General features: G+C 55.0%; 9 protein-coding genes. 8 read left to right on the forward strand and 1 reads right to left on the reverse strand.

Features of this window, described 5'->3' with window-relative positions; genetic code table 11:
* Positions 1-169: 169 nt before the first annotated feature.
* Entirely contained in the window at positions 170-1,525 is a 1,356-nt protein-coding gene (tssK, locus tag BS630_RS04295) for a type VI secretion system baseplate subunit TssK (protein ID WP_077976426.1), read from the reverse strand.
* A 247-nt stretch (positions 1,526-1,772) separates the two neighbouring features.
* On the opposite strand from tssK, the gene tssA reads away from it, so the two are divergent.
* The 8 genes from tssA (at position 1,773) to tssI (ending at position 11,617) form a co-directional block, all read left to right on the forward strand.
* A complete protein-coding gene (tssA, locus tag BS630_RS04300; RefSeq protein ID WP_077976427.1) occupies positions 1,773-2,759 on the forward strand; it encodes a type VI secretion system protein TssA in 987 nt (328 codons plus the stop codon).
* A gap of 44 nt (positions 2,760-2,803) precedes the next feature.
* Positions 2,804-3,355, forward strand: coding sequence for a type VI secretion system contractile sheath small subunit (tssB, locus tag BS630_RS04305; protein ID WP_077976428.1), 552 nt, complete (start codon positions 2,804-2,806; stop codon positions 3,353-3,355).
* Positions 3,356-3,379: 24 nt separating this feature from the next.
* Positions 3,380-4,858, forward strand: a complete 1,479-nt coding sequence (gene tssC, locus BS630_RS04310) for a type VI secretion system contractile sheath large subunit (RefSeq protein ID WP_077976429.1) — start codon at positions 3,380-3,382, stop codon at positions 4,856-4,858.
* A gap of 82 nt (positions 4,859-4,940) precedes the next feature.
* Entirely contained in the window at positions 4,941-5,474 is a 534-nt protein-coding gene (locus BS630_RS04315; RefSeq protein WP_077976430.1) for a type VI secretion system tube protein Hcp, read from the forward strand.
* An 80-nt stretch (positions 5,475-5,554) separates the two neighbouring features.
* Complete coding sequence (gene tssE / locus BS630_RS04320) at positions 5,555-6,049, forward strand: type VI secretion system baseplate subunit TssE (RefSeq protein WP_245310388.1); 495 nt, start codon at positions 5,555-5,557, stop codon at positions 6,047-6,049.
* The gene (gene tssF, locus BS630_RS04325; protein ID WP_077976432.1) at positions 6,049-7,935 is read left to right on the forward strand and encodes a type VI secretion system baseplate subunit TssF; all 1,887 of its coding nucleotides are present in this window, start codon (positions 6,049-6,051) and stop codon (positions 7,933-7,935) included. The genes tssE and tssF overlap by 1 nt, the downstream gene beginning before the upstream one ends.
* Positions 7,932-8,975, forward strand: coding sequence for a type VI secretion system baseplate subunit TssG (gene tssG, locus BS630_RS04330; protein WP_245310389.1), 1,044 nt, complete (start codon positions 7,932-7,934; stop codon positions 8,973-8,975). Before tssF ends, tssG begins: the two co-directional genes overlap by 4 nt.
* 722 nt (positions 8,976-9,697) lie before the next feature.
* Positions 9,698-11,617, forward strand: a complete 1,920-nt coding sequence (gene tssI / locus BS630_RS04335; RefSeq protein ID WP_077976434.1) for a type VI secretion system tip protein TssI/VgrG — start codon at positions 9,698-9,700, stop codon at positions 11,615-11,617.
* The last annotated feature ends 285 nt before the right edge of the window (positions 11,618-11,902 follow it).

Here is an 11,902-nt window from a genome sequence, read left to right on the forward strand (position 1 = left end):
CGCTCGATCGCGCAGCGGTGCTTTGACATGGTCATGGTGGTCGTTAGACAGAATAAGACCACGATCCTCGAATAGACTTTCGATATTCTATCGCCCGATCCAATCGCCTGGATTATGCCTGCAGTTCACCGATGAACTGGCTTTCGTCTTCGTCGCGAGTATTTTAGCCTTAGCTAGTCGAACGGTCGCTATGACTGCGGATGGCCCAGAGAGCCATTTGGAGATTCGGGAAATCACCCGCCACATGCAGCGCCAAGCCCGCGGAGTGAGGCATGTCCTTCCAAAGCCGGCTGTGCTGGTCGATCTCAAAGTAGGTGACGCCGACATGGAAAGGGATCTGCCGTGGGGCGACCGGCAGAGGATTGATGACAATCCCTTGCAGCGCGACGTTGACTAACTCTTTGATCTTCTCAGCCGGTCCAATCTTAATTTGAGTGGGAAACTCGCGTTGCAGCCGTTCGGTCTCTACGTCGGCACGCACGGCTAGCACGAAGCTCGCCGTCGTAAACAGCGAGCGGTCTTGCACCTCCGCGACATGGACACCGTACTTATGATGCTGCAACGGCAACGATATCGCCGTCTGCTCCAGCACTGCGCTCAGCGAGGATCGAATCGACCGGATCACCGGCACAAAAGTGTGCGACAAAGCGTCGTGCCTGTAGTCGACGAGAGTTGGGGGACGCTTCTCGGTTCGAGAAAATGTCGCCAATTCACCGGCCAATTGGACCATAAGGCCATAAAGTCTCACTGGATTCACGCCTGCCACTTTGGAAAGGTGGTGGAAGTACGGTTCGTAACGATTGATCGCCTGAAGAAGAAGGAAATCAGCGATCTCCGCCACTCCGCGCCCGCCCGCTTGCGTAACCCGCGCAGCCAGCGCCTCACCCCGATGGTGAAGCAAGCCGCTTATTTCGTTCATATAATTAGAGAGGACACGGGAACTGCCGCAGTCGGGAGTTGGCGAGATGTAATCCTTGTCGAGAGCGATCTGCCGGTCGGCTCTAACCTCCATTACGCGCGCTATAGGAAGACAGGTGAATCCAGCGCGATCTGCAGTGTCCGGTAGGAGGTGAAAATGTAGCCTCGCCACTTCGATGGAAGCGCTGCCGCGTTCGCCGGCATTTGTGTCGACAATATTCTGAGCAGCAACTTTAAAGCGGGTCGGGACATCTATCTCTGCTCGCGCATCTGTTTCCACTGCCCCTGGCTGATAAAGCGAAACTGCGAGATAGACAAGTGAATCGCGGACGTTGTTAGGCACCTCGTACGGGCCTGGCGGGTCCGCGTCGTCGGGAATGCTAAATGGAGTACCATCTGGCAGCACTCCATGCGCTGAATCAATAACGATCTTGCCCAAACCAAGCAGCTCCTGGTTGAGCCTAAGGTGGGTCACGCCCCACCCATAGCCATGCAAAACCGCCGTTCTACTGCGCATCAGCTTTTCGAAGTAGTGGTCGTTTTGCTGAAAATGTTGCGGCCGGAGAAACAATCCCTCCGACCAAACGACCTTATTGTCAAAAGACATCCGCTGGCTCCACGTCATTCGAAAAATCGAAACTTGAGCGGAGCTTAGAGTACTTTTCTAGCACCCTTATATGCGCAGTTGGTATTTGCTTATCACCGAAAGTACTTCCGGTCCACTTTGACGATGAACGCATATGCATCTCGCATGCCATTAGCCGTCGATCATCAGCTAGACAGTCAGGCACGACCTCAGACTAATCGGGCCTTCGGGCCGAGTGACGCTGTGAAGGGCAAACGGGAATTTGGCTATGCTCGATTTAGATCATTTATTAAAGGCGGTCAGCGACGGCAACCCATGCGGTGATGCTCTCGACTACGATTTGAGTTTTCTCGAACTTGAGATGGCCGCGCAGGGCAGGCCCGTTCAGCAGATGGGAGATTCCGTTCTGGCCGGAGAGGCTCCCGACTGGCACCAAGTGTGGCGGTTGGGTCGGGGCCTCGCTGCTCGCACGAAGGATTTGCGCATCGGTGTTATGTTAACACGCTCCGCTCTCAGCCAATTTGGATACCCCGGCCTCCGTCAGGGAATTGAGTTGCTCGCCGGCTATGTGGAATTCTATTGGCTGGAGCTGCATCCTCGTCCAGACACAGAGGATTGCGGCGACCAGACCGTGCGCCTTAATGCCTTGGCAAATCTCTGCGATCCCTCCAAACTTATTGCAGAGATTTGCCAAGTTCCCCTCACCGCGTCCAGACAGTTTGGAAGCTTTACCCTCTTTGATTGGATGCAGACTCGGCCTCGGTCGAGCGAGATCAATTCAGCGACGATCGAAATGGCTTTCGGCGATACCGACCCAGCCCATCTCTGCCAACTGAGCGAGGAACTCGACGCTACTCTCGCGGCTGCTCTGCGCTTGGATGCGGAAGTAAAGAAGCACGTCGATGCCATCGACGCTGTCCGCTTTGAACCGCTCATCTCGGTGCTCCGCCAGGGAAAGGATGTGGTAAACGGGCACCAGAAATTGCCGCAACCCGCCACATTACAGCCATCGTTACCCCACCACGAGATACGAAATCCGGAAGAGATACGCGGTCGCAACGATGTTATCGGCATACTCGACTGTATCTGCCGATGGTATCACGTGAATGAGCCAGCCAGTCCCGTGCCAACTCTGCTTGAGCGGGCAAAGCGACTCGTATCCAAGGACTTCATGGCGTTGCTCATAGATCTCGCTCCGGAGGGAGCTGCTCAATACCGCTCAATTGTGGGTGTGGCAGCTGACTCCGGTGCATGAGGTGCCAACCTTCAACCACAACTAACATCAGGATAAATGGAACGATGGCAAAGGCAAGCAGTCAGAAGTTCATCAACCGGAATCGTCCCCCTCGAGTCCAGATTGAATACGACCTGGAGACCTATGGTTCGAGCAAAAAGGTGGAGCTTCCGTTCGTCGTAGGCGTCATGGCCGACCTAGCTGGCAGTCCCGCCGAGCCGCTGCCGCCAGTGGTCGAACGTAAGATGATGGAGATCGACATCGATAATTTCGATGACCGGCTCAGGTCGTTAAAGCCTAGGGTGGCCATACGTGTACCGAACCGTCTCACTGACGAAGGTCAACTCGCTGTCGACTTGACCTTTGAAACTATGGACGATTTCTCACCGGCAGCCGTGGCGCGGAAAGTTGAAAGCCTCAAGGTGCTGCTAGAGGCCCGGACAAAGCTTTCTAATCTCCTGACGTACATGGACGGCAAGGTCGGCGCAGAAGAGTTGATGGTCCGCTTCCTCAACGATCCCGCGCTGCTCGGTGCCCTTAGTGCACCTTCCAAGTCTCTGGACCCCGATGAATCGCCGGAGACGCCACCGCCCGGATCGCCGGAGACGAAGGAGTAATTGAGCGTGACCGCAACAACCCGAATGCATGCGCAGGCGGATCTCACGGCTGCTGTTGATGTCGATGATTTCGTCGTTCTTGTGCAGCGCGAATTCAAGCCCCGTTCCGACCAGAGCCGCGAGGCGGTGGGGAATGCGATTAAGACGTTGGCTCACCAAGCACTTCGACATGCACCACTGATTAATGATGACGCCGTTGAGACAATCCAGTCGATTATAGCGTCGATCGATGAGAAATTGTCAAAACAGATCAACGAAATACTCCATCACCCGGATTTTCAAGCGCTGGAGTCAGCTTGGCGAGGCTTGCATCACCTCGTGTTCAATACCGAGACAGACGAGACTTTGAAAATTCGCGCTCTTTCCATCTCTATGAAGGAGATATCTCGAATACTGCGAAAATTTAAGGGGATAGCCTGGGACCAGAGCCCGTTGTTCAAGAAGATCTATGAAGAGGAGTTCGGGCAAGTTGGTGGCAACCCCTATGGCTGCCTAATTGGGGACTACTACTTTGCACACAGCCCTCACGATATAGATCTGCTCACCGGCATTGCGCAAATTGCTGCGGCAAGCCACTCGCCGTTTATCTCAGCTGCCTCGCCGCATCTTATGCGAATGGATTCTTGGTGCGAACTCGCCAACCCACGCGACATCTCGAAGATTTTTCTGACGCCTGAGCATGCTGCTTGGCGAGCTTTTCGCGAGAGTGAGGACTCCCGGTATGTGGCGCTGACTTTGCCACGTATGCTCGGGCGGCTGCCTTATGGCGCCAAGACCAATCCCGCCGATGAATTTTCTTTTGAAGAAGACGCCGACGGTAGTGACAGCGAAAAGTATCTTTGGACGAATGCAGCTTATGCCATGGGTGTCAATATTACGCGATCGTTCAAGCTCTACGGCTGGCTGTCTCGAATTCGTGGATTCGAATCGGGCGGCCTCGTTGAGGACCTGCCAGTACATGCTTTTCCCAGCGACGACGGTGGCGTCGACGTCAAATGCCCTACTGAGTTCGCAATCAGCGATCGGCGAGAGTCAGAGCTCTCTAAAAATGGCCTTCTGCCACTGTTGCACCGGAAGAACACACAGCTGGGCGTATTCGTCGGCGCCCAGACCGTCAATAAGCCAATCAGATACGATGATCAAGAGGCTTCGGCGAATGCCGAACTTAGCGCCAGGCTACCTTATATTTTTGCGACCTGCCGTTTCGCCCATTACCTGAAGTGCATGGTCCGGGACAAGATTGGTGCGTTTAAAGAACGTTACGAAGTCGAGGAGTGGCTGAACCAGTGGATCCAAGGCTTTGTCCACCCCTCGCCAGAATTGGGTGGCGAGGAAAGCAAGGCGCGACAGCCGCTCTCATCAGCTGAGGTCAAGGTCGAGGAAACCAAGGACAATCCTGGCTATTACAACGCCATATTCTATTTGCGACCGCACTATCAACTCGAGGGCCTCACTATCTCACTGAGGCTGGTAGCGCGGCTGCCGTCGGCTCGCTCGGGCTAGATCTCGAACACCACCACCGTAGACCACCCTGGTCGGTGTAATTTCGGCCATTGATCCGAAGAACAAATAGAGGACATTCAGAATGGCATTCGATGCAGTAATGAGCTTCACGAAAGCGTCTAAAGATGGATACCACCCGAAGGGGGAATCCCTTATCTTAACGGATGGCATCTCACTTGGCGACCAATGGGGCTTCTCGCTCGAGAACAAGCTCAACATTGGGCCCCACACCGCGGGCGCTGGGTCCGGCAAGGCCGAGTTCGAAGCCTTCACCATTAAGAAGCAGGTGGATGACTCCTCTCACGCCCTGTACACGGCATGTGGCGCTGGTGCCCATTTCAACAATGTTCATCTAAAGTTATTCAAATCGACTGGCGCCGGACTGGCGCCGGCCTCGTCAAACCTGTTCCTGCACTGGAGCTTCAACATGTTGGCGATCGAGAAGGTCGAGTGGGCCCATGCGGAGGAAGCCCCGGAGGAGACGGTCACCTTCCGATTTGGCGCGTCTACGATCCTCTACTACAAGCAGGACGATAGAGGTGTTCTTAAGAAATCTAGTGAGGGTACATGGAATCAAATTTCTAACAGTATGGACTTCAACAAGCTCACGGGTTGAGGCAATCACACCCGAAAGATTGCGTTCTGCGCCTCGGCGCATCCGGCTTCGGCGTCTTGCACTCCATGTGGAGAATGAACATGGCAATTGCCAAGTGGAACTTAATTAGGCCATCGCTTCTCGACCGGCTAACGGACGACGCGCCGCGCACTACGTGCGAGTCGGCAAACTTTTACAATTTCTCGCTCAGCAAGATGCAAGCGCTGATCCAGCGTGACGTATCCTGGCTGCTTAACGCAACTCAGTTAGCTGCAACCGTAGAACTCCGCTCTTATCCTCACGTTGCGGCCAGCACCCTCAATTATGGAGTCCGCGCTCTCGCCGCGGTCGAAAGACTGGACGCAAACGACGTTGGACAGGAGATTGCCTACGGTTTGCAACTTTTCGAACCTCGTCTCCTTCCTGAAAGCGTCAATGTCACACCGCTGCCCGACGCTAAAGGCAACCCTTTTGGGTTTAGAATTGAGGCTGAGCTCTGGGCGCAGCCAGTGCCGCTGCGGATCGTAATGCGTACTGACCTCGAAGCAGGATGTGGGATCGTTAGCGTTGTCGAAACAACCTCGGAGGTGGACTGATGGACCCGAGGCTTCTCCAATCATACAATGATGAGCTTGCATATATTAGGGAGATGGGAGCTGAGTTTGCCCGCGCGTTCCCAAAGGTCGCTGGCCGGCTCGGAATGGAATCAGCCGAAGTTGCCGACCCCTATGTCGAAAGGTTGTTAGAAGGTTTTGCCTTCCTCGCGGCGCGTGTCCAATTAAAGCTGCAGGCTCGTTTTCCAGATTTCACGCAGCACCTGCTGGAATTGGTCTACCCACATTTTCTGTCCCCGATCCCATCGATGACGGTCGTCCGATTTGAACCAGATTCCTTGGCCGGCCGGCTTGAGCAGGGATACGTAGTCCCGCGCGGAACGAAGCTACTCGGCCAACTTGCTTCTGACGCCGTCACCCATTGCGAGTTCCGCACTGCTCACGACGTCCATCTCTGGCCGATTGAGGTGAGCGCTGTAGACTACTATACAACGCCGGCGCAACTTGCCGCTCTAAATATCCCACACCTGCAAGACGTTAAAGCTGCGCTGCGACTCCGCCTTCGGACGACGAATGGAATTCCCATCAACAAACTCCCGCTTCGTACCTTGACGTTCTACCTTGCTGGATCCGGTGGCATCGGTGCCGCAGTCGCCGAACAGCTTTTCGCCGATACTCGCGGCATTGTCGCTCGGCCAGTTGGCCGACCAACCCCTTGGCAGAAAACAATCCCACTCAGCGATCTACGGCAGTGCGGTCTGGAGGACAACTTTGCGCTTTTGCCGGCGGTTCCGCGCTCCTTTGACGGTTATCGACTGCTGCAGGAATACTTCGCGCTTGCGGAGCGAACCTTGTTCATCGAGCTCAGTGGGCTGGCGGATGCTGTGGGCCTATCAGCGACAGATACTCTCGAGATCGTGTTCGCGCTCGGACGTGCCGAGCCACGGCTGGAACGGCACGTCGGAATTCCGAACATCGCTCTGTTCGTGACACCGGCCATCAATCTCTTTGAGCGCCAGGCCGATCGCATCCACTTGAGTGACAAGAACTACGAGCATCATTTGGTTGTCGATCGAATGAGGCCACATGATTTCGAAGTGCAGTCGATTCTCGAAATGAGCGGAAAAGGAGAGAGCAGCCAAGCAGGCCCCGTTCGGTTTTTTCCATTCTACAGCATTAGCGCCCATGGACGGGAGGTGCAGAACAACAGCTATTACACCGTTAGGAGACAACATCGCCTGTTGTCGGAGCACCAGCATCTGAACGGCGCCAGGACTGGCTATGTTGGCAGCGAAACATTTCTCTCACTGGTCGACCGGCGGGCGGCGCCCAATTCGGTGGATATCTCATGGTTGTCCGTGCGCTGTCTTTGTTCGAATAGACATCTGCCGCTGCTACTTCCGATCGGTCAAAACGAAACAGATTTCACACTCGAAATTGGAGCTCCTATTATAGCCACGCGGTGCCTGTCGTCGCCAAGCAGGCCGCGTCATTCCTCCGCGAGCGGAGATGTGGCGTGGAAGCTAATCAGCCATCTGTCGCTGAACTACCTCTCGATTACCAATTCTGACAATAACAGTCACGCGGGCGCAGAGGCGCTGCGTGAACTCTTGCGCCTTTACGTCGATCCGGAGGATGCTCTTACCTCGCGGCAGATTGACGGCATACGAGAAATCCAGTCGCGACCGATAGATCGGCGACTGCCAGGCGGCGGACAAGCTGCTGTCGTACGCGGTACCGAGATCAGCATCATCCTGGACGAAGCCGCTTTCGAAGGCGTGGGTATCTTTCCTCTTACCTCTGTGCTCAACCAGTTCTTCGCCAAATATGTATCTATCAATAGCTTCACCGAGATGGTCGTCTCGACATTGCAGCGCGGTAAGGTGATGCGATGGCCCACAATGCTTGGTCGCCGGACGACCCTATGATGCAGAGCAAGCTCGACCACCTTCTTGGTGCGGTGGCGGCCGAGCCGCATGCCTACGATATCTTTCAGGTTATGCGGCTCATCGATGCAATTTGTTCAGACGGCCCTCGGCTTGGGGAATCGAGCCGGCCGAGTTTAGATAGGGTGCGACTTGGACAGCAGCCCACGCTGGCCTTTCCGACGCGGTCCATCGCACATGTGACAGAGGCTATAGGGAATCGCCCGGCCAGTATTTCCACCTACGCCTTCGGCCTATTCGGTCCCAACGGCCCGCTGCCTCTGCATCTGACCGAGTATGCCCTATTTCGGCAGCACAATGCTGCCGATGAAACATTCGTACGCTTCACCGATATATTTCACCATCGACTAGCCTCGCTCTTCTTCCGAGCCTGGGCGGAGAGCGAGCCAACCGTCAGCCATGACAGGCCACATGCAGACCGCTTTGCCCTGCAGCTCGGCGCCCTCGCCGGCTTTGGAATGACGTCTCTTCATAGGCGGGATGCCATGCCCGATTTAGCTAAATTGCACTTCATCGGACGGTTCGCCCCGCAGACCCACAATGCCGACGGGTTGGCCGCCATTCTCGCCGGCTTCTTTGCAGCGCCCATCGAAATTCGTGAATATATTCCGAAATGGGTTGAGTTGCCCATAAACGCACTCTGCCTTCTGGGTCGTGATCCATGCACCGGCACTCTTGGCAGCACAGCTTCTGTTGGTGACAGGATCAAAGTCTACCACCACCGCTTCCGCATCATCATTGGTCCGCTCGGGTTGGCTCAGTACGAGCGGCTGCTGCCTGGGGGACGTGACCTCGAGACTTTCGCCACGATTATTCGTAACTACCTGAGTGATGAACTGGACTGGGAGGTCAACGTTGTGCTCAAACACAACGAGGTGCCGAAAGTCCTTTTAGGACATAGCGGTAGGCTCGGCTGGACCAGTTGGATGGGCGAACGCACGACCCTTCGTGATGCCGCTGACCTGACGGTGACGCCAATCGAGTGTCTGGCGACCGGCGCGGGTATTCAACCTTCGAAGTAATCTCATGGAGTGGGATATTTGAGCTGCACGAGTCTCAACAGCAAGTCGAGTGTCCTTCGCGAGGTCACAGTCAAAAGTGCGACAGCATTTAGCGGGCCACACTATTCAGCACATTTTGAATTGAAGCACGAACCGCTCAATAGCACGGCCAAGCAAGATTAGTGGCGGACTATACCAAATCGTGGCGTTGACCAAGGCATTCTCGCAGGGAGAGCGATCATTACTAGGACTATTAAGACCTTGACGCCAGTGAGCACCTACAGCCCACCGATAACTGCGTGATCAGAAGAACAGGATGCGCCGGACGGTTTCGTTGCGAGAGCGCCATCCATATGGCGCGGTCCGGCTAAAACATATCGCCCCTAGTCTTGGTGCCCAATAGCATATGCCCGTTGGCCAATTGCCGAACAAGTTGCTGACCCTGTTGGACCTCGCCCACACCCAACTCACCATCAGCCGCCAACTGCAGTTATCTCAAACCCGAAATGCCACCTTCTTCATCTAGGAACGAAGGTGCTGCAGCATAAGATAGGTTGGCGCCTTGTGGATTATCAAGTCAAAGCAACTGAACGGCGGCGGCGGTGGAGGCCAATCGGCGGGGCTCATCAACGAAGTCCCTCGTGCCGCCTTTCATATTTTCATCTGCGGCTCCGGCCGTGTCTCTTCAGCCAAGTGAACGAAGCGCTGCGGCGCTCTAGCAGCACAACTTGCGGAAATCCAGTATGGCCCAGTCTAAAATCGAAAATCTTCTGAAGCACAATCGATTTGTCGCGATTACATCGGCCGCATTCCAACCGGGAGATGTCACTATTCGCTGGCTCAAAGGCACCGAACGCCTGTCGCAACCCTTCCTTTACAAAGTCATGCTCGCCGCCCCAACTCCGATTCAGAATTTCGCCAAAGTTCCTGGCCAACCCCTGACGGTCGGCCTTAAGCTGAAGGACGCGGCAACGCGCTTTTTCAACGGCGTAATCACTCGGTTCGAATATCTCGGGCTGCACGCCACCGAGCACCTAAACTACGTTGCAGAGGTACGTCCCTCGCTCTTCTTACTCGACTATCGTACTAACAGTCGGATTTTCCAGAACAAGACCAGCATCGAAATCATTACGTCCATCCTTCAGGAAAACAAACAAAATTTCAAGAACCGCACAGTCGGGCGGTTTCCTCGGCGTAGCTTTTGCGTGCAGTATGGAGAGTCGGATTTGAACTTTGTCAGCCGCTTAATGGAGCAGGACGGCATATACTACTATTTTGAACACGGAGAGAACGTCCATGATCTGGTTCTTGTCGACAACCTTTCGAGCCACCCGACATGCACGCCTGAGACCGTGGAAACCCATCCGAATCTTAGGCCAGCCCGAAACCTTCATCATGATGATTTAATCTTGGACTGGAGCGAAGTCGTGTCACTGCAGCCTTCCAAGGTCGTTCTCAAGGACTATGATTATGAGAAGCCGATGGCAGAGCTCACTGCTATCGCGCACCTCCCATCCGTGCGGATAGGCGGCATTCCACCCGCAATGAGTGCCGGTATCAACCGTTCTGGCGCCCCTGTCATGGCATCGGAGTCCCTGACTTCAGTCGTTTCCCCAGCATTGAAAGAGACATTCAACTATCCCGGAGGTTACAAGCAAAAAGGGGATGGCGATTTCTATGCCGCGATCCGCGCGGAAGAACTCGCGTGTAATTACTATCGCGCGAGCATTGAGACTACGGCTCGCCAGATCACAACAGGATCCATCTTCAAGGCGGCCAATCCTTTTAATTACGGCGAAGGGGGTGTGCGCCCGAAGGCCACTCAGCGGTTTTTGGCGATTGCAAACGAATTCATGGTTCTGGGGGATGTTGGAGACGATCCGTCGAGAGGGGTCGCCGGCCGCGACCTTGAGCGCTTTCTCTATCGTGGTAAGGTCGAGATCATCTCTGCGAGCACCCAGTACCGCCCGCCGCGCCTCACGCCGGTGCCCATTATCAAGGGGCCGCAGACGGCGGTCGTGGTGGGCTCGAAGGGTGAGACAATCGCCACAGATCAGTTCGGCCGGATCAAGGTCCAATTTTTCTGGGATCGCCAGGGCAACAAGGACGAAAGTAGCTCCTGCTGGATCAGGGCAGCCCAAAACTGGGCGGGCAAGGGCTTCGGCTGCCTGCTAATTCCAAGGATAGGTCAAGAGGTTGTAGTGGATTTCGTCCACGGCGACCCTGACCGTCCACTCGTGACCGGGGTTGTCTACAACGGCTCCAACCTGCCGCCCGAGGTCTTGCCGGCCAACCAGACCCGCTCCACTTTCCGAACGCACACCGATCGCGGCACAATTGCAGATTACAACGAACTGCGGTTCGAGGATAGACAAGGTTTTGAGGAAGTCTTTCTAAAAGCGCAGAAAGATCATAACCTCAAGGTCGGGAATATCTATGCCATCGAGGTCGAGAATCAATACCTCCTGACGTCAGCCGCGGCGGCACTCGGCAGCAGTATCGAACTGAGCCCTGACAAAATTCGACTCTCAGTGAAGGCCGCAACCGGTACGCAAGTCATCGAAATCGGCGCCGCCGGAATCACTCTCACGAACAGCCAGGGAGCCTCGGTTCAGATATTGGGTCCCTCGGTTATAATCAATGACCTTGTCCCGTTGAAATAATCCATTTTGAAGTAAGCTCTGGCCCAAAATCGGGGAGCACCTCAAAGACCGCTGGAGCGAACTCAAAATTGGATAAAACTTGGGCGCAAGGTCAATCAACAACGAAGCGCTTGTGGTGACCTGATGCCTGGTACCGCGGCTTTGGTGCATGAATAGTTTCTGAACGGTTCGGCGATAGGCAAACAGGATCGCAATCAGCTTGGTCGAGTGCCATGCCGTACAAACACAACGCCGATCGTCGTCATCACATCGCAAAGATGAACTTCAGGGTGACGAATTGGCCGG

The organism is Rhizobium laguerreae, from assembly GCF_002008165.1.
Lineage (GTDB): Bacteria > Pseudomonadota > Alphaproteobacteria > Rhizobiales > Rhizobiaceae > Rhizobium > Rhizobium laguerreae.